General features: G+C 68.8%; 16 protein-coding genes. 5 read left to right on the top strand and 11 right to left on the bottom strand.

The features are described from left to right. Window positions 1–217 precede the first annotated feature (217 nt). The 3 genes from DBV14_RS02830 to DBV14_RS02820 all read left to right on the top strand — a co-directional run bounded on the left by DBV14_RS02830 (window position 218) and on the right by DBV14_RS02820 (window position 3532). Complete coding sequence (locus DBV14_RS02830) at window positions 218–910, top strand: redoxin domain-containing protein (RefSeq protein ID WP_185545901.1); 693 nt, start codon at window positions 218–220, stop codon at window positions 908–910. A gap of 128 nt (window positions 911–1038) precedes the next feature. After that, the gene (locus tag DBV14_RS02825; RefSeq protein ID WP_124457679.1) at window positions 1039–2385 is read left to right on the top strand and encodes an MFS transporter; all 1347 of its coding nucleotides are present in this window, start codon (window positions 1039–1041) and stop codon (window positions 2383–2385) included. A 166-nt stretch (window positions 2386–2551) separates the two neighbouring features. After that, window positions 2552–3532: a helix-turn-helix domain-containing protein gene (locus DBV14_RS02820; protein ID WP_124457678.1), complete on the top strand. Its 981-nt coding sequence runs from the start codon at window positions 2552–2554 to the stop codon at window positions 3530–3532. On the opposite strand, the gene DBV14_RS02815 is transcribed toward DBV14_RS02820, so the two are convergent. Further along, a complete protein-coding gene (locus DBV14_RS02815; RefSeq protein WP_124457677.1) occupies window positions 3529–4443 on the bottom strand; it encodes a LysR family transcriptional regulator in 915 nt (304 codons plus the stop codon). The two genes, DBV14_RS02820 and DBV14_RS02815, sit on opposite strands and share 4 nt — an antisense overlap. A gap of 73 nt (window positions 4444–4516) precedes the next feature. Here DBV14_RS02815 and DBV14_RS02810 point away from each other — a divergent pair, with 73 nt between their 5' ends. Continuing rightward, complete coding sequence (locus DBV14_RS02810) at window positions 4517–5428, top strand: PhzF family isomerase (protein WP_124457676.1); 912 nt, start codon at window positions 4517–4519, stop codon at window positions 5426–5428. Window positions 5429–5464: 36 nt separating this feature from the next. Here the strand turns inward: DBV14_RS02810 and DBV14_RS02805 are convergent, their stop codons facing one another. The 10 genes from DBV14_RS02805 to DBV14_RS02760 form a co-directional block, all read right to left on the bottom strand. Then, window positions 5465–6175: an ABC transporter ATP-binding protein gene (locus DBV14_RS02805; protein WP_124457684.1), complete on the bottom strand. Its 711-nt coding sequence runs from the start codon at window positions 6173–6175 to the stop codon at window positions 5465–5467. A 13-nt stretch (window positions 6176–6188) separates the two neighbouring features. Further along, entirely contained in the window at window positions 6189–6896 is a 708-nt protein-coding gene (locus DBV14_RS02800) for an ABC transporter ATP-binding protein (RefSeq protein ID WP_124457675.1), read from the bottom strand. Continuing rightward, entirely contained in the window at window positions 6893–7948 is a 1056-nt protein-coding gene (locus DBV14_RS02795) for a branched-chain amino acid ABC transporter permease (protein ID WP_124457683.1), read from the bottom strand. The genes DBV14_RS02800 and DBV14_RS02795 overlap by 4 nt, the downstream gene beginning before the upstream one ends. 44 nt (window positions 7949–7992) lie before the next feature. After that, window positions 7993–8862, bottom strand: coding sequence for a branched-chain amino acid ABC transporter permease (locus tag DBV14_RS02790; RefSeq protein WP_124457674.1), 870 nt, complete (start codon window positions 8860–8862; stop codon window positions 7993–7995). 14 nt (window positions 8863–8876) lie between these two features. Then, window positions 8877–10142 carry an ABC transporter substrate-binding protein gene (locus tag DBV14_RS02785; protein WP_124457673.1) on the bottom strand — a complete coding sequence of 422 codons (1266 nt, stop codon included), beginning with the start codon at window positions 10140–10142 and terminating at the stop codon, window positions 8877–8879. A 36-nt stretch (window positions 10143–10178) separates the two neighbouring features. Further along, window positions 10179–11681, bottom strand: coding sequence for an aldehyde dehydrogenase (locus tag DBV14_RS02780; protein WP_124457672.1), 1503 nt, complete (start codon window positions 11679–11681; stop codon window positions 10179–10181). Between the two features lie 61 nt (window positions 11682–11742). Next, window positions 11743–12132, bottom strand: coding sequence for a nuclear transport factor 2 family protein (locus DBV14_RS02775; protein WP_124457671.1), 390 nt, complete (start codon window positions 12130–12132; stop codon window positions 11743–11745). A gap of 52 nt (window positions 12133–12184) precedes the next feature. Beyond that, window positions 12185–12988: a MoaF C-terminal domain-containing protein gene (locus DBV14_RS02770; protein ID WP_124457670.1), complete on the bottom strand. Its 804-nt coding sequence runs from the start codon at window positions 12986–12988 to the stop codon at window positions 12185–12187. A 21-nt stretch (window positions 12989–13009) separates the two neighbouring features. After that, window positions 13010–13798, bottom strand: a complete 789-nt coding sequence (locus tag DBV14_RS02765; RefSeq protein ID WP_124457682.1) for an SDR family NAD(P)-dependent oxidoreductase — start codon at window positions 13796–13798, stop codon at window positions 13010–13012. A 136-nt stretch (window positions 13799–13934) separates the two neighbouring features. Then, on the bottom strand, window positions 13935–15554 hold the full coding sequence (locus DBV14_RS02760) for a GMC family oxidoreductase (RefSeq protein WP_124457669.1): 1620 nt from the start codon (window positions 15552–15554) through the stop codon (window positions 13935–13937). 145 nt (window positions 15555–15699) lie between these two features. Here DBV14_RS02760 and hemE point away from each other — a divergent pair, with 145 nt between their 5' ends. Then, window positions 15700–16809, top strand: coding sequence for a uroporphyrinogen decarboxylase (gene hemE / locus DBV14_RS02755; RefSeq protein ID WP_124457668.1), 1110 nt, complete (start codon window positions 15700–15702; stop codon window positions 16807–16809). Window positions 16810–17051: the final 242 nt, after the last annotated feature.

Genomic DNA, 17051 nt, shown 5'->3' with positions numbered 1-17051 from the left:
CGCGCCCCGAATGCACCCGCATTCGAACCCGAGACCCCGCACCCGCTCCCACGCCCGAACAGCGCCAAGAACAACAGCCCAAAGAACAGCGCCACAAACGACCGCGACACTCAACCCGCGGCCCCGAGGTGTGACATGGCTTGTCACACGCACTTGAAGAAACCGTTCTAAGCTCCAGTTGTTGTTTGGAATTTTGTTTTTGGAGTTCAAGCTGGCCATGTCTCTCTCGCCATCCACCGACTCGCGATCCCTGCGCGCCGCGCGCCATGCCCGCGCCGCCCTCAGCCGCGCTTCCCGCCGTGCCGTCGTAGCCGCCGCCGTGGCCCTCGGCGCCACCTTCCTCATGGGCACACCCGCTTTTGCCGCGCCCGCCATCGGCCAGCAGGCGCCCGACTTCGTTGCCGTCGACACCGCCGGCGCCAAGCACAAGCTCTCCGACTTTGCCGGCAAGTTCGTCGTCCTCGAATGGACCAACCCTGGCTGCCCCTTCGTGCGCAAGCACTACGGCAGCGGCAACATGCCCGCCACCCAGAAAGCCGCCACCGACAAGGGCGTCGTCTGGCTTGCCATCAACTCCACCGAGCGCGCCGCCAGCGACTACCTGCAGCCCGCCGCGCTCGACGCGTGGATGAAATCGCAGAAAGCCGCGCCCACCGCCGTGCTCATGGACGAAGACGGCCTCATCGGCCAGGTCTACGGCGCGCGCACCACGCCGCACATCTTCATCATCGATCCCAAGGGCACGCTGGTGTATGCGGGCGGCATCGACAGCATCGCGTCGGCGCGGGCCGACGACATCAAGACCGCGACCAACTACGTCAACCAGGCACTGGGCGAAGCCTTCGGCGGCAAGCCCATATCGGCCGCCAGCACGCGGCCCTACGGCTGCTCGATCAAGTACAAGACCTGACGGCGAGCGCGCACGCGCAAGCACCTGCAGCGGCCTGCGCGTGACAGCTACCTGACTCCCGCAGTCAGGCAGCGGTCGGGAAGCCCGACCTACCCTTGGCACACACACATGCCACAGGGGACAACGAGATGAATTCCGCGCCTTCCAACGCGCAGCCGGGCACCGCCGCCCGCGCTTCTTCCGCTTCAACAGCCTCTTCCTCGAAGTTCGCCACCGTCCTGCGCGTGACCGGCGGCAACTTCATGGAGATGTTCGACTTCTTCCTGTTCGGCTTCTACGCCACGCAGATCTCGAAGGCGTTCTTTCCGTCGGACAACGAGTTCGCATCGCTGATGCTGACCTTCATGACCTTCGGCGCGGGCTTCCTCATGCGGCCGCTGGGCGCGATCTTTCTCGGCGCGTATGTCGACCGCGTGGGCCGCCGCAAGGGCCTGATCGTCACGCTCGCGCTGATGGCCGTGGGCACGCTGCTCATCGCCTGCGTGCCGGCCTACGCCACCATCGGTGTCATCGCGCCGCTGCTGGTGCTCATCGGCCGGCTGCTGCAGGGCTTCTCGGCCGGCGTGGAACTGGGCGGCGTGTCGGTGTACCTGTCTGAAATGGCCACGCCGGGCCGCAAGGGCTTCTACGTGAGCTGGCAATCGGCCAGCCAGCAGGTGGCCATCGTCGTGGCGGCGGCTCTGGGCTACTGGCTCAACGTGACCTTCACCCCGCAGGAAATCGGCGACTTCTACTGGCGCGTGCCCTTCTTCGTGGGCTGCCTGATCGTGCCGGTGCTGTTCATCATCCGTCGCTCGCTGCAGGAGACCGAAGAGTTCATGGCGCGCAAGCACCGCCCCGATGCGCGCGAAATCTTCCGCTCGATGGTCGCCAACTGGGGCCTCGTGATCGCCGGGATGATGCTGGTGTCGATGACCACCGTGTCGTTCTACCTGATCACCGTGTACACGCCCACCTTCGGCAAGGCCGTGCTGCACCTGAGCACCACCGACGCGCTGATCGTCACGCTGTGCGTGGCCATATCGAACTTCATCTGGCTGCCGATCATGGGCTCGCTGTCGGACCGCGTGGGGCGCAAGCCGCTGCTGATCGTGTTCACCGTGCTGACCATCCTTACCGCGTACCCGTCGCTCAAGTGGCTGGTCGGTGCGCCGAGCTTCGTGCGCATGCTCGAAGTCGAGCTGTGGCTGTCGTTCCTCTATGCAAGCTACAACGGCGCGATGGTCGTCGCGCTCACCGAAGTGATGCCGGTCAACGTGCGCACGGCGGGCTTCTCGCTGGCCTACAGCCTGGCGACGGCACTGTTCGGCGGCTTCACGCCGGCCATTGCCACCGGCCTGATCGAAATGACGGGCGACAAGGGCGCGCCGGGCCTGTGGATGACAGCCGCCGCCGTGTGCGGGCTGATCGCGACGCTGGTGCTGTACCGGCGCAACGTGAACCCGGCCGATGCGGGGCGCGTGCCGGCGGTCTGAACAGGCCGACGCCGCGCCGCCGCGCAGCTTCTTGACCCAGCGCGCACTGTGCGTTTACCAGGGGCGCACCGGCCTCCCCGGCCCGGGTGGAAACACCGATGATGGCGCCGCCCTGCATGCCTATCCTGCGGAAGCGCCTCCGGCGCCCCCACAGAGACCCCATGGCATGAACGCAAACCACTTCAGCACGCTGCTCGAACACCCCGCCGACCGGCAGGCCTGCTGGGGCCGCATCAACGAGTCGTACTTCGGCGCGCTGCGCGTGCAATGCCTGGACACCGGCACCTTCGACGCGCGCATGGACGCCTACGCGCTCGGGCCACTGGGCATGTTCATGATCGAGGCGCCCTCGCACCGCGTGGCGCGGCCCGACACGCGCCACGAGATCGTGCTCGACGAACACTACAAGCTGGTGCTGCAGCTCGAAGGCCACGGCCACATCTCGCAGCGCGACCGCGAGTTTCACCTGCACCCCGGCGACTGGAGCCTGTACGACCCGCGCGTGCCCTACGCCATTACCAACCCCGAGCGTTCGCGCCTGCTCGCCATCACCATTCCGCGCCAGCAGTTCAAGGGCATGAAGATTCCCGACCTGCACACCTGCGAGGCCCACACGCCCGCCATGCAGGGGCTCTACGCGGTGCTCGGCTCGTTCCTGACCTCGCTGGCCGACCAGTTGCCTTCGCTGCCCAACGCGGTCGGCCGCTCCGTCAGCGACACCGTGCTGGGCCTGCTGGCGTCCACCCTTGCCACGCATTCCGACGAACAGTTCGGCGCGCACCCGGTGCCCGGCGTGCTGAAGGCCCGCGTGAAGCAGTTCGTGCACGCGCACCTGGCCGACCCTGCCTTGTCGCTCGACCTCATCGCGCAGCAGTTGCGCTGCTCCAAGCGCTACCTGCACCGCGTGTTCGAAGACGAAGACCAGACGCTCGACCGCTTCATCTGGCAGATGCGGCTGGAGCGCTGCAGCGAGGCGCTGCGCAACGCGGCGGGCCGCCGCACGTCCGTCTCCGAAATCGCCTTCGCCTGGGGCTTCAACAGCAGCGCGCATTTCTGCCGCGTGTTCAAGGCGCAGTACGGCGTGTCGCCGCGCGAGTTCCAGCGGCGCGAGGCCGAGCGGGCCGCGTCGCCCGCGCTCACGCACTAGGCCGCGGACGGCGGCTTGAGCAGGTCGACCAGGAAGTCGACCAGCACGCGCACCTTCGGATTCAGCAACGGGTCGACCAGAAAGACGGCGTGCACGCTGGCGTCCGCGCCACCGTGCTTCGGCAGCACGCGCACCAGCGTTTTTTCCTGCAGCGCATCGCGCACCAGCACCTCCGACAGGAACGCGATGCCGCGCCCCGCCTTGGCGAACTCGAGCACCGCGTCACCGTTGTTGGCCCGCAGCACGCCCTTCGGCTTGACGGAAAACTCGGTGCCCTGTGCGTCGGAAAAGCGCCATTGCTCGCCATCGCGGTTGACCGTGAGAACGATGCAGCTGTGCTGCTTCAGGTCTTCGATCGTCTTGGGCGAACCACGGCGCCTGATGTACGCCGGGCTGGCCACCAGCACCCTGCGGTTCGCCGCGAGCTTGCGCGCCCGCAGCGCCGAGTCTTCGAGCCGCCCGATGCGAACCGCCACATCGACGCCCTCGCCCGCCAGGTCCACGAAGCTGTCCGTCATCACCAGGTCGAGCGACAGCTTCGGGTGCCGGTCCATGAACGCCGGCAGCGCCGGCACGATGCAGCGGCGTCCGAATGCCACGGGCGCGCTGATCCGCAACTCGCCCCGCACCTCGTCGCGCATGCGGCCCAGGGCCTGGCCCGCGACTTCAAGCTTGTCGAATGCTTCGCGCGCCGCGGCAAGGTAGGTCATGCCCGCATCGGTGAGCGACATCGTGCGGGTCGTGCGAAAGAACAGCTGCACCCCGAGGGTTTGCTCGAGCAGCTTGATCTGCCGGCTGACGGCGGAAGGCGTGATACGCAGATCGTGCGCGGCGCGCGCAAAGCTCTGGTGCGCGGCCACCCGCACGAAGGCGTGTATCAGCTCCAGCGGCAGATCGGATGTTGCGGCCATTCATTCCTCCAGGGAACGAGTGTATTTCTTTCATTCCATTCCGCCACGCAACGCGCCTGCCAAGCTCGAAGCCATGACAAAGCAACGAACCCTTTTCCATGTCGATGCATTCACCCGCACGCCGTTTCGCGGCAACCCCGCGGGCGTCGTGCTGAACGCGGATGGCATGTCCGACGAAGCCATGCAGGACCTGGCGCGCGAGCTCAAGCATTCCGAAACCGCCTTCGTGTGGCGCGCCGACGCGGACGACCACGACCTGCGCATCCGCTACTTCACGCCGACCACCGAGGTCCCGCTGTGCGGCCACGCCACCATTGCCGCGCACTTCGCGCGGGCCACGGCCTTGCAGCTCGGCGAGGCGACGCTGCGGCAGAAGACAGGGGCCGGCATCCAGACCGTGGGCATCTCGCGAAACGCCACGGGCGGGCACCGGATCGTCATGCACCAGGGAGCGCCGGTGTTCGAAGCGCCGCTTGAAGGCGCGCTGCGCGAACGCATCGTGGCCGCGCTCGGGCTCGCGCCCGGCGATGTGCCTGCCTCACTTCCGGTGCAGGTCGTCTCGACCGGGCACAGCAAGGTCATGGTGCCGCTGACGCCGCGGGTCGATCTCGATGCGCTGCGGCCCGACATGCGCGCGCTCTCGCTGCTGAGCCGGGAGATCGGCTGCAACGGCTACTTCGTGTTCCAGCAGCCGGCCGGCGAAGAGGCGGTGACCGACGGGCGCATGTTCGCGCCAGCCATCGGCATCATGGAAGACCCCGTGACCGGCAACGCCAACGGGCCGCTCGGCGCGTACCTGGTGCGCCACAAGCTCATGGCCCACGACGGGCGGGCGCTGCGCTTCCAGGGCCGCCAGGGTCGCGCGTTGCGGCGCGACGGCATCGTGCATGTCGAAGTCATGATCGCGAACGGCGAGCCGGTGGCCGTGTCCATCGCGGGCGATGCCTGCATTCTTTTCTCGGCCTCGCTCGACGGCGCGGCATGACGCCACCGCAATCGCCGCACTTCAAATCAAATGACATCAGGCCGCCGCGAGATAGCTGCTGTGCAATATCTCCGGCCGGCTGCGCAGTTCTTCCGATGAGCCCGCGAAGGCCATGCGCCCGCGCTCCAGCACATAGGCGCGGCTCGACACGGCCAGCGCCACCGTGGTGAACTGCTCGATCAGCAACACGCCCACGCCCTCGCGCGCGACCTGCTGCACCACCTCCACCAGCCGTTTGACGACTGTGGGCGCAAGCCCCAGCGAAAGCTCGTCGATGGCCAGGTAGCGCGGCTTGCCGATCAACGCCTGCGCGATGCAGACCATCTGCTTCTGCCCGCCCGACAGCGAACGCGCGGGCAGCGCGAGCTTCACGCGCAACTCGGGAAACACCGCCAGCACCTGCGCCACCGCATCGGCCACGCGCGACGCGGGAAGCGCCGTGGCGGCGGCGCGCAGGTTGTCGAGCACCGACAGGTCGCCGAGCACGCGATGCCCTTCGGGCACCACCGCCACGCCCAGCGCACGCACGCGCTCGGGCCGCTGACCATGCAGCGCGTGGCCTTCGACTTCGATGCGCCCGCCCGCCAGCGGCAGCGCGCCGCCGATGGCCATCACGGTGCTCGACTTGCCGGCACCGTTGGCGCCGAGCAGCGCGGTCACTTCGCCAGGCGGCACTTGCAGGTCGATGCCGTGCAGCACGGCCTTGCCGCCGCGCTGCAGGCGCAGGTCGTTCACGCTCAGCATGATGCGATGGCTCCGTTCATTCCGCTCCCAGGTAGGCCTTGCGCACGGCCGGGTCGTCGAGCACCGCGCGCGTCGGGCCGAGCGCAAGGCGGCGGCCGAAGTCGAGCACCAGCGTCTGCGTGCAGGTCGCGGCAATCAGGTCGACGTCGTGGTCGATCAGCAAGACCTGGGCACCGCAGAAGGCATGCACCGAGCCGATGACGCGGCGCAGCGTGCCGGCCTCCTGCTCGGTGAGGCCCGCGCCGGGTTCGTCGAGCAGCAGCAGCCGGGGCGCGCCGACCAGCGACTTCGCGATCTCGAGCATGCGGCGCTGGAACAGGTTCAAACGGTGGCCGAGTTCGGTGGCCACGTCGAGCAGGCCGGTGTGCGACAGCGCGCGCGCCACCTGCGCCACGGCCTCGCCGCGCGCATGCGGCACGTGGTCGAGCAGGGCGCGCACGTTGTCCCACACGCTCAGGTCTTCCACCACCTGCTCGGTCTGGAACGAGCGGCGCAGGCCGAAGCGCACGCGCTCGATGGGCTTCAGGTCCAGCAGGTCGGCACCATCGACCGCCACGCTGCCGGCGCTGGGCAGCACCAGGCCGCTGAGCACGTTGACCAGCGTGGTCTTGCCCGCGCCGTTCGGCCCGATGAGGCCGCACACGGGCGCGTCGAGCGTGGCGCTGAGCCCGTCGATGGCCTTGACGCCGCCGAAGGCGACGGTGAGGTCGCTGACGCGGATCATGGGGTCGCCTCCTTCTCTTGGTCGCTGCCGCGGACACCGCGCGCGAAGCGCTTGCGCACCGCCTCGAACGCACCCGCCAGCTGCCCGGCAATGCCGCTCGGCGCGGTGATGAGCGCATGCAGCAATGCAACGCCGAAGAAGATCATCGCCAGGTAGCCATTCACACCGAAGTCGGTCAGCAGCGCCGGCACCGCGCGCAGCAGCAGCCCCGCGATCAGCGCGCCGGCCCAGTGGTACACGCCGCCCACCACGGTGAGCGCGAACAGCATCACCGAATCGCCGGCGGTGAAGGCACGGCCGTCGAGCTGGCCCACGCCGCCCGCGAGCAACGCACCCGCCACGCCGGCGCAGAAGCCGGCCAGTCCGAAGGCCCAGGTCTGGTAGCGCAGGATGTTGACGCCGGCCGCCACGGCCGCCGCTTCGCCGCGGCGGATCAGCGCCCAGGAGCGGCCCGCGCGCGTGCGCCGGTGCAGCTCGATCAGCGCCAGCACCGCCGCCAGCCACACGGCCACGTAGCGGAAGTACGCCGCGTCGGACAGCGCCAGCGCGGGGCGCGGCATCATCAGCCGCTCGCTGCCGAACACGCGGCCCAGCCAGCCGGCACCGCCATCGGGAAAGCCCATGACGTTGATGACGACCTGGAAGCCGCCCGCCATCATCATCGTGACCAGCGCGAGGTACAGCCCCTTGAGCCGCAACGCCGGCAGCCCCGCCAGCATGCCCACCGCGCACGACAGCAGCCCGCCCGCGAGCACCGACAGCTCGAAGGGCCAGCCCAGCCCGTGACCGGCCCGCAGTGCGATCCAGCCGCCCGCGCCGAGCAGCGCGTACTGGCACAGCGACACCAGCCCGAGCTGCCCGTAGAGCAGCGCCACGCCGGCCGCCGCGATCGACAGCGCCAGCGACGACGTGAGCGTCTTGATCCAGTAGGCATTGGCCAGCCACGGCACCACCAGGCCGATGAGCAGCACGCAGCCCACCATCACGGCCAATGAAATGCGGGCACGGCGCGTTGCCTCGGCCAGCGAAGCCGGCAAGACAGGCAGTTGCATCGCGTCGCCGGTTGCAGGCGCGGCCCCGTTGAAGATCGATGCGCTCATGCCTGCCGCGTGCCCGTGCGAAAGAAGACGATCATGGCCAGCGCGATCAGGAAGGGCGTGGCCGTGCGAAAGGCCGCGAAGCCCGGCACCGTGATCGCCAGCGCCTCCAGCACGCCGATGGCGATGCCGCCCGCCACCGTGGCCGGCAGCGAATGCAGGCGGCCGATGATGGCGGCGGCAAAGGCCGGTATCACCAGGAAGGTCAGCAGCGTGGCCTGCAGCCGCACGATGTTGGCCAGCAGCAGCCCGCACACGCCGGCGAAGGCGCCGCTGAGCACCCAGGCCACGGTGTCCACACCCAGCACGCGAATGCCGAGCAGCGCGCTCAGGTCGCGGTCGTTGGCCAGCGCGCGCATCTTCAGGCCCACGCGCGTCTTCGACAGCAGCAGGCCGACGCCGCCCATCATCAGCACCGCGAGCGCCAGGCCCACGGCGCGCGTGTGGGTGAGGCGCACCTCGACCTCGCCCACCATGAATTCGAGCGCGCCCGCATCGGTGGGCAGCACCAGCCGGCGCGGCTGCTCGCCCCAGTACCACTCGGTGAAGCCCACCACCACCAGCGCGAAGCCCAGCGTGGCGATGCTGCGGATGGTCGGGTCGCGGTGTGACAGGCGCGGCGCCAGCAGCCGCCCATAGGCCAGCGACAGCAGCATCGACGTGAGCACCGCCGCGCACCACGCCAGGCCCTGCGGCCAGTCGGCTTCGAGCATCGACCAGGCCACGTACGCACCGATGGCGCCGATGGCCCCGAAGGCGAAGTTCAGCACGCCCGACGAGCGATAGAGCACCACCAGCCCCACGCCGGAGAGCGCATACACCGCGCCCAGGCCCAGGCCGGAGATGACGAAAGGCAGGTAGTCTTCCATGGCTCAGCGCGCCTTCACTTGAGGCCCATCTTCTGCTCGTCGGCGCGGATGTCGACCAGCTCCGGGTCTTCCGCCGTCAGGCAGCCGCCCGGTGCAAAGCGCCAGCCGTTGCCATCGGGGCTGGCCACGGGGCCGCTGTTGTTGGCGTTGTGGCGGTTGCCGTTGCCCACGTAGAAGGGCTTGCAGAGAATGTCGCTGCGGAAGTCGCTCACCTTGCGCAGCGCGTCGGTCACGCCGGCGCGGTCGATCTTCTTCGGGTCCATTTTCAGCAGGGCTTGGGTGACCAGCCGCGCGGCCAGGTAGCCGGCCTGCGAGAAGGTGTCGCGCGGGTCGCTCTTGGCGCCGTGCCTGTCCATCACGGCGAGCCAGTTCTTGTTGTCGGGGCCGGCCGATTCGAGCGGGTTGAATTCGAGGTTGACGTCGAAGTTGCCCTTCCAGTACGGGCCGATGGCCTTGGGCACGTCGGCGTTGTAGGCCGGCGCGGCCGAGACGAAGTGGATCTTCTTGCCCAGGTTCTGCTGTTCGGCGGCAGCCAGCATCGGCACCAGGATGCCCTTGGGCACATTCATGATGATGGTGTCGGGCTTCTTCGCGGCGGCCTGCAGCATGGTCGAGGTGGCATCGGCCGAGCCCGGATCGATGGTGATGGTTTCCACCTGCACGCCGTTCTTCCTGCCCCATTCCTTCGGCCCTTCGCAGGCCCAGTTGCCCAGGCTCGGGATGTTCGGAATGATGCAGACCATCTTCTTGGCCTTGTACTTCTGCGCGGCGTACATGGCGGCAATGGTGGCCGACACGCGCGGCCCGGCATTCACCGGCACGTAGTTGCGCGCGTTGAAGCACTCGCGCGGCACGCCGGTGCCGGCAATGACCATCACGCCTTCGTCGGCGTACATCTTGGCGTTGGCGCCGCACTCCACGAAGCTGGTGCTGCCCGCCAGCGCGACCACCTTGCGGTCTTTCACGAGCTTGGACGCGACCTGCGCGGCAGTCTCGGGATTCCACTGGTCGTCGACCACGATGTACTCGACCGGGCGGCCGTTGATGCCGCCGTTGGCGTTGACGCACTTGAAGTAAGCGGCCGCCGCCTGGCCCGAGGCGCTGAAGTCGTCGGGGCCGGTCTTGCCGACCACGGCGCCGATGGGAATGGGCTCGCCGGTGGCGGCCTTGCCGGTGTTGAGCCCGCAGTCGGGGCCCGATTGCGCCCATGCGCCGCTGAAGCCCGCCAGGCCCATGGCGCCGGCGACGGCCGACAACGCGATCTTCTTTTTTCTCAGCATGATGATGTCTCCTGTTGTGATCGGAACCGATGCGGCCTACACCGCCATGCACACGCTCTTGAGCTCGGTGAAGCCCTCGACCGCCGCGCGCCCCAGGTCGCGCCCGTAGCCCGACTGCTTCACGCCGCCCAGCGGCAGCGCGTTGTCGAGCACGTTGTGCGCGTTGACCCAGACCACGCCCGCCTGCAGGCGCGGCACGATGCGATGCACGGCCGAAAGGTTGTTCGACCACACGCTGGCAGCCAGCCCGTAGGCGCTGTCGTTGGCCATGCGGATCGCGTCCTCGATGTCGTCGAAGGGCACCACCGTCGCGACCGGACCGAACACCTCTTCGCGCACGATGCGCATCGAAGGCTGCGTGTCGACGAACACGGTCGGCCGCACGAAGCAACCGCCGTCGAACGCGCGGCTGCCGCCGGTGACCAGCGTGGCGCCCTCGGCCACCGCGCCATCGATGTGGGCCATGACGCGCTCCACGTGGCGCTTGGACACCAGCGGCCCGAACTGCGCCTGCGGATCGAAGCCCGAGCCGATGTGCAGGCTCTCGGCGGCCTGCGCCAGTTGCTTCACGACTTCATCGAAGATGCCGCGCTGCACGTACATGCGCGAGCCCGCCGTGCACACCTGCCCCTGGTGAAAGAAGATGCCGTTGGCCGCGCCCTGCGCCGCCGCGGCCGGGTCGGCGTCGTCCAGCACGATGAGTGGCGACTTGCCGCCCAGCTCCAGCGTGAAGCGCGCCATGTTGTCGACCGCCGCATGGCCGATGTGCCGGCCCACGGCCGTCGATCCGGTGAAGCTGATCTTGCGGACATCGGGGTGCGCGGCCAGCGCCGCACCGGCGCTGGTGCCGCGCCCGCACACCACGTTGAGCGCGCCGGGCGGAAAGCCGGCCTCGATGGCCAGCTCGGCCAGCCGCAGCGCGGTGAGCGGCGTTTCTTCCGATGGCTTGAGCACCACCGTGCAGCCGGCCGCGAGCGCCGGCGCCACCTTCCACAGCGCGATGGCCAGCGGAAAGTTCCACGGCACGATGGCCGCGACCACGCCCACCGGCTCGCGCCGCGTGTAGGTCACCCATTGCGGGCCGGGAATGCCGATGGAGTTGTCGAGCGTCTGCCCTTCGAGCTTGGTGGCCCAGCCCGCCATGTAGCGCACGAACTCGGCGCCGCCGCCCACGTCGACCATGCGCGCGATGCCGCGCAGCTTGCCGCTTTGCAGGGTTTCGAGCGCGCTCAGTTCATCGGCGTGCGATTCGATGAGCGTCGACAGCGTGTAGAGCATGCGCTCGCGGTCGGCCGGGCGCAGCGACTTCCATGCGGCGCTCTCGAAGGTGCGGCGCGCGCTGGCAACGGCGGCGTTCACGTCGGCCGCGTCGCTGTCGGGCGCTTCGGCCACGGTCATCTCGGTGGCCGGGTCGACCACCGGCAGGTAGGTGCCGTTGGCGGGCGCCACCTCGCGGCCGTCGATGTGGTTGCCGCGCCGGCGCTGCGCCAGCAGGCCCACCAGGCCGAGGTGCTCGAGCGACAGATCTCGCAGATTCATGGACAGGCTCCGGGGCGATGCGTTGAAGAGGGGAGAAAGGAAAAAAGAAAAAAGGGCGCCGTCACTGCATGGCTTGCGCCACCAGCAGCGTGTCGGTGAACTGCTCGAAGCGCCGCACCTTGCCGCCCTGCACCTGCCAGACATGCGTCACGCGGGCGTGCATGGGCTTGCCGGTCTTGCGGTGGCGGCCGTGGTAGTCGCCGATGCCGACCACGGTGTCGCCGCCATCGACCAGCCGTTCGAGCACGAAGCGGTAGCCCTCCCACTCGCTGCCCAGCACCTTGAAGACTTTCTCGAGCACCTGTGCCGGCCCGACGTGCGTGCCGGCACACGGAAAGCCGGCCATCTCGGTCCACTGCACGTCGTCGGCCAGGTCGGCGAACATGCCGTCGAGGTCGTGGCGGTCGGAGGCGGCGTAGTGATCGGCAACGATCTGGTGGGGCGTGCGCATGAAGAAAGGCTCCTGGAGAAGTGACAGCAAAAGAGGAAGGCGATCAGACGATTCAGACCGGCCCGAACTCGGGCGGGTAGAAGGTCTGCGAGGCCTTGCGCATGAAGGCGCCGGCCGGGTTGTTGGCGACCTGGCCGGTGCCGGTCACGCCGAGGAACTTGCCGGTGGAGCGGCCGTTCGCGAAGTCGAAGAAGAACACCGACGCAACCGGAATCAGGAACTCGCGGAAGGTGAAGACGTACTGGTCGTCGTCGAACCTGTAGTAGCTCGCCAGGTCCACGTCGCCGTGGCCGCGCTGCACGCCGACCAGGCATTGCCAGGCGTAGCGCTCGGCGCTCAGGTAGGTGTGCTCGTAGGTGTGGTTGGGGCTGTAGGTCTGCCAGGTGCGCAGGCCGATCAGGTCGCGCGTGGGCTGCGGCACGGCCCCGGTGGCGGTGCCTCCCTCCAGCGTGCCGACCCAGAAGTCCTGCGGCACGCGCGGCTGGCCCGCGGCTTCGTCGGCGCCGATGATGCGGCAGCGAATGGCCAGCACGCGGCGGGTGCGCGTGTTGAGCACAATGGTCAATGCCTCGGCCGACCGGCTGGCCTGCGTGATGTCGAGGAAGAAGGTGTCGCGTGCGACCTCGATGGCTTCGTACCAGTCGCCCTGGCCTTGTCCTTCACGCGCTCCCTGCTCGCTCCAGTCCAGCGCGTGCTGCGAGCGCGGCTGCAACGTCAGCTTGAAACCGGGCAGTGCCAGCGTCAGCGTCTGGCCGGCGAGCGCGTCGGTGGGCGGCAGGCGGTTGGTGGCAATGCCCAGGGCGAACTGGTCGTAGGTCTTCCAGCCGGCGGGCTTGATGGCTTCGTTGGTGCTCATGGCGTTTTCTTTCCCGCCCTTTCAGGCGTCGTGCGCGAAGGCGATGGTGGGCAGGTCGACCGCGGACGCGCCGCCATCGACCATCAGCGAACTGCCGGTGACCATCGCGGCCAGCGGCGAGGCCAGGAACAGCACGGCATTGGCCACGTCTTCGGGGCTGGCGGCACGGCCCATGGGCACGTCGCGCGTGACGAGTTCGTAGGCCGCATCGGCGCCGGCAAGCCTGTACTTGTCGACGAGCACCTGCATCTGCTCGTCGGCCATCTCGGTGCGCACCCAGCCGGGGCACACGGCGTTCACGCGCACGCCCTGCTTGCCGTAGTCGCGCGCCAGCGAACGCACGAGGCCGATGAGCGCGTGCTTCATCGTCACGTAGCCGACCACGCCCGGCCCCGCGAAGTGGCCGGCCAGCGAAGAGAGCACGACGATGTTGCCGCGCCGCTCGATCAGCTCGGGCAGCAGCTCGCGTGCGCAGACGAAAGCGGTGTCGAGGTTCAGGCGCGTGGAGAGCGCCCACGAGGCGTCGTCGGTCGACAGCGCATCGCCCACGCCGTGGCCGCCTGCATTGGCGACCAGCACGTCGATGCGGCCGAACTTCTCGCGTGCGGTCTTGAGTGCGTGCTGCACGTCGGCAGTGCTCGCGGCATCGCCCGACACGGCCAGGCCGCCGAGCTTTGCAGCGACTGCTTCGAGCTGCGCAAGACGCCGCCCCATCAACACCACGCGGCCACCCGCCGCGACGAACTGCCCGGCCACCGCAGCACCGATGCCGGTGCCGCCGCCGGTGATGAACGCGACCTTGCCGGCCATTGAATTCGTAAACCCTGTAGCACTCATTCGCTCTGTCTCCTTGTTGGGATGGACTCTAGGTTTCAGTGCGTGCCGGCGATTGACCGAACGCGCAGTGTTCGTTGCCCGACAGCGCGGCGCCGGCCGGGCAGACTCTTCATGCCGCCTGCCCCAGCACGAAGGCCGCGCAGCGCTCGGCCAGCATCACGGTCGGCGCGTTGGTGTTGCCGCTGACCAGCGAGGGCATCACCGAGGCATCGCACACGCGCAGCCTTGCCACGCCATGCACGCGCATCTGCGCATCGACCACGGCCATGCCGTCGCTGCCCACGCCATAGCGGCCCATGCGGCAGGTGCCGCTCGGGTGGTAGACGGTCTTGGCGCGCTGGCGCACGTAGGCCTCGATGGCGTCGTCGTCCAGGTGGTCGGCCGCGGCGGGCGCGAGCTCTTCGGACACCACTTCGCGCAGTGCCGGCGCGCGCAGGATGCGGCGCGCCAGCTTCACGCCGCGCACCAGCGTGTCGACGTCTTCCTGCGCCTGCAGGTAGCCGCCGTCGAACAAGATGGGCGCCATGGCGTCGGCGCTGCGAAGCCGCACGCTGCCGCGCGATTTCGGCCGCAGGAAGCAGGGGTTGATCGAAATGCCGTGGCCGGCCAGCGGCTCGCGGTCGACGTCGCCCACCAGCACCGGCAGCACATGGAACTGCAGGTCGGGCCGGCCCTCGCCGGTGGTGTCGACAAAGCCGCCGCTCTCGACCACGTTGGACGTGAGCAGCCCGGTGTTGAACAGCATCCATTGCAGGCCGTGCTTCAGGGCGGCAAGGCCGCGGTCGTTGCCCAGCAGGCTGATGGGCTCGCGCGTGCGGCCGTACACCGACACCTCCAGGTGGTCCTGGAAGTTCTCGCCCACACCGGGCAGCGCGCGCACCACGGGAATGCCATGCGCCTGCAATTGCGCGCCGGGGCCGATGCCCGAGAGCATCAGCAGCTTGGGCGAGGCCAGCGCGCCGGCCGAAAGAATCACTTCCTCGCGCGCGGTGGCCACGATGTCTTCGCCGCTGCCGCCCTGCCCGGTGCGGTACACCACGCCGGTCGCGGCGCCGTCGTGCGTCAGCACGCGCATCACGTGCGCGCCGGTCACCACCGTGAGCTTGGGGTTGCCGCGCACGGCCGCGAGGTAGGTGGCAGCGGTGCTGGCGCGGCGGCCTTCGAAGGTGGTGGTCTGGTAGAAGCCCACGCCGGCCTGATCGGCGCCGTTGAAGTCGTCGTTGTAGGCCAACCCGGTCTGCTGCGCGGCGCGCAGGAAGGCCAGGCTCAGCGGGTGCCGAAAGCGCGTGTCGCTCACCTTCAGCGGGCCGGTGGTGCCGTGCAGCCCGCAGGCCAGCCGCGCATTCGACTCGGCCTTGCGGAACCACGGCAGCACGTCGCTCCAGCCCCAGCCCTCGCAACCCTGCGCCTGCCAGCCGTCGTAGTCGGCCGGCGTGCCGCGCACGTAGACCATGGCATTGACCGAGCTGCCGCCGCCCAGCGTGCGGCCTTGCGGCACGAACATCTTGCGGCCACCGGCGGCGGCCTGCGGCTCGCTTTCGTAGGCCCAGGTGCGCTCGGTGCCGATCACGCGCACGAAGGTGGCGGGCATGTGGATGAAGCGGTCGTTGTCCGGCGGGCCGGCCTCCAGCAGCAGCACGCTGCGCCCCGCCAGCACCAGCCGGTGCGCCAGCACGCAGCCGGCCGAACCGGCCCCCACCACCACGAAGTCGAAGACCTGTTCCGCCATGTTGCTTGTCCCGTTTCTTTTCATCCGATTGCCGAAATTGCAGCCGGATGCTCGGGGTTGCGGCGCGCCGTGGCGCACCGGGGCGGGTTGGTGCAACTCAAATTGCGCTGTCGGTCAATGCGCGGGCCCCTGCGACAATCGCGGGATGCCTTTCGCCCCATTGCAAAACGACACTTTCCTGCGGGCCTGCTGGCGCCAGGCCACCGATCACACCCCCGTCTGGCTGATGCGCCAGGCCGGCCGCTACCTGCCCGAATACGTCGCCACCCGCGCCAGGGCCGGCAGCTTCATGGGTCTGGCCACCAACACCGACTACGCCACCGAAGTCACGCTGCAGCCGCTGGCGCGCTATCCGCTGGACGCGGCCATCCTGTTCTCGGACATCCTCACGGTGCCCGACGCCATGGGCCTGGGCCTGTCTTTCGAGGCCGGCGAAGGCCCGCGGTTCGCCCACCCGGTGCGCGACGAAGCCGCGGTGGCCGCGCTCGAAGTGCCCGACATGGAAAAGCTGCGCTACGTGTTCAGCGCCGTGGCTTCCATCCGCAAGGCGCTCGACGGCCGGGTGCCGCTGATCGGCTTTTCGGGCAGCCCCTGGACGCTGGCCTGCTACATGGTGGAAGGCGCCGGCTCCAGCGACTACCGCCTCGTCAAGAGCATGTTGTACAGCCGCCCCGACCTGATGCACCGCATCCTGGCGGTCAACGCCGATTCGGTCGCCACCTACCTCAATGCGCAGATCGACGCCGGCGCGCAGGCCGTGATGGTGTTCGACAGCTGGGGCGGCGTGCTGGCCGACGGCGCGTTCCAGGAATTCAGCCTGGCCTACACGGCGCGCGTTCTGGCCGGCCTGAAGCGCACCGGCCCCGACGGCCAGCCCGTGCCGCGCATCGTGTTCACCAAGGGCGGCGGCCTGTGGCTGGACGCCATGCGCCCGCTCGACTGCGAAGTGCTGGGCGTCGACTGGACGGTGAACCTGGCCTCGGCGCGCCGCACGGTGGCCGAAGGCGCCGACGGCAAGGCCAAGGCGCTGCAGGGCAACATCGACCCGAACGTGCTGTTTGCGCCGCCCGCGCAGATCGAGGCCGAAGTGGCCAAGGTGCTGAACGCCTTCGGCAAGCCGCACACCGACCGCAACGCCACGGGGCCGACCCACATCTTCAACCTGGGCCACGGCATCAGCCAGTTCACGCCGCCGGACCACGTGGCGGCGCTGGTGCAGGCGGTGCACGACCAGTCACGCGCCCTGCGCGGTTGAAACTGTTAACGGGGAGCCCGTCAGGGCCGTTCGGGGCCGGTCGTCGCGCAAGCCGCGCCAGCCCTCGAAAGTCGGTCCGCAGCCGTTTGTCAAGCGCAAAAACAGCATATGGGTCATGACTTATGCACAAAACCCGTGTTGCACTGCGCAAGATTATCCGAGGCACCCCTCTCTTTGCTACGAAAGAGATAGCGACGCTAAGTCGTTGATTTATATAGGATTTGAATTTTGCTTTTTTTCCG

Source organism: Variovorax sp. KBW07 (genome assembly GCF_003852515.1).
Classification (GTDB): Bacteria; Pseudomonadota; Gammaproteobacteria; order Burkholderiales; family Burkholderiaceae_C; genus Variovorax.
Note: the sequence above shows the minus strand (reverse complement) of the source record. Positions and strands in the feature narration are given on the sequence as shown.

Excerpts from the sequence above, each read along its gene's own strand:
- DBV14_RS02830 (WP_185545901.1), top strand. The coding sequence starts at position 218 with ATGTCTCTCTCGCCATCCACCGACTCGCGATCCCTGCGCGCCGCGCGC.
- DBV14_RS02825 (WP_124457679.1), top strand. The coding sequence starts at position 1,039 with ATGAATTCCGCGCCTTCCAACGCGCAGCCGGGCACCGCCGCCCGCGCT.
- DBV14_RS02820 (WP_124457678.1), top strand. The coding sequence starts at position 2,552 with ATGAACGCAAACCACTTCAGCACGCTGCTCGAACACCCCGCCGACCGG.
- DBV14_RS02815 (WP_124457677.1), bottom strand. The coding sequence starts at position 4,443 with ATGGCCGCAACATCCGATCTGCCGCTGGAGCTGATACACGCCTTCGTG.
- DBV14_RS02810 (WP_124457676.1), top strand. The coding sequence starts at position 4,517 with ATGACAAAGCAACGAACCCTTTTCCATGTCGATGCATTCACCCGCACG.
- DBV14_RS02800 (WP_124457675.1), bottom strand. The coding sequence starts at position 6,896 with ATGATCCGCGTCAGCGACCTCACCGTCGCCTTCGGCGGCGTCAAGGCC.
- DBV14_RS02795 (WP_124457683.1), bottom strand. The coding sequence starts at position 7,948 with ATGCAACTGCCTGTCTTGCCGGCTTCGCTGGCCGAGGCAACGCGCCGT.
- DBV14_RS02790 (WP_124457674.1), bottom strand. The coding sequence starts at position 8,862 with ATGGAAGACTACCTGCCTTTCGTCATCTCCGGCCTGGGCCTGGGCGCG.
- DBV14_RS02785 (WP_124457673.1), bottom strand. The coding sequence starts at position 10,142 with ATGCTGAGAAAAAAGAAGATCGCGTTGTCGGCCGTCGCCGGCGCCATG.
- DBV14_RS02780 (WP_124457672.1), bottom strand. The coding sequence starts at position 11,681 with ATGAATCTGCGAGATCTGTCGCTCGAGCACCTCGGCCTGGTGGGCCTG.
- DBV14_RS02775 (WP_124457671.1), bottom strand. The coding sequence starts at position 12,132 with ATGCGCACGCCCCACCAGATCGTTGCCGATCACTACGCCGCCTCCGAC.
- DBV14_RS02770 (WP_124457670.1), bottom strand. The coding sequence starts at position 12,988 with ATGAGCACCAACGAAGCCATCAAGCCCGCCGGCTGGAAGACCTACGAC.
- DBV14_RS02765 (WP_124457682.1), bottom strand. The coding sequence starts at position 13,798 with ATGGCCGGCAAGGTCGCGTTCATCACCGGCGGCGGCACCGGCATCGGT.
- DBV14_RS02760 (WP_124457669.1), bottom strand. The coding sequence starts at position 15,554 with ATGGCGGAACAGGTCTTCGACTTCGTGGTGGTGGGGGCCGGTTCGGCC.
- hemE (WP_124457668.1), top strand. The coding sequence starts at position 15,700 with ATGCCTTTCGCCCCATTGCAAAACGACACTTTCCTGCGGGCCTGCTGG.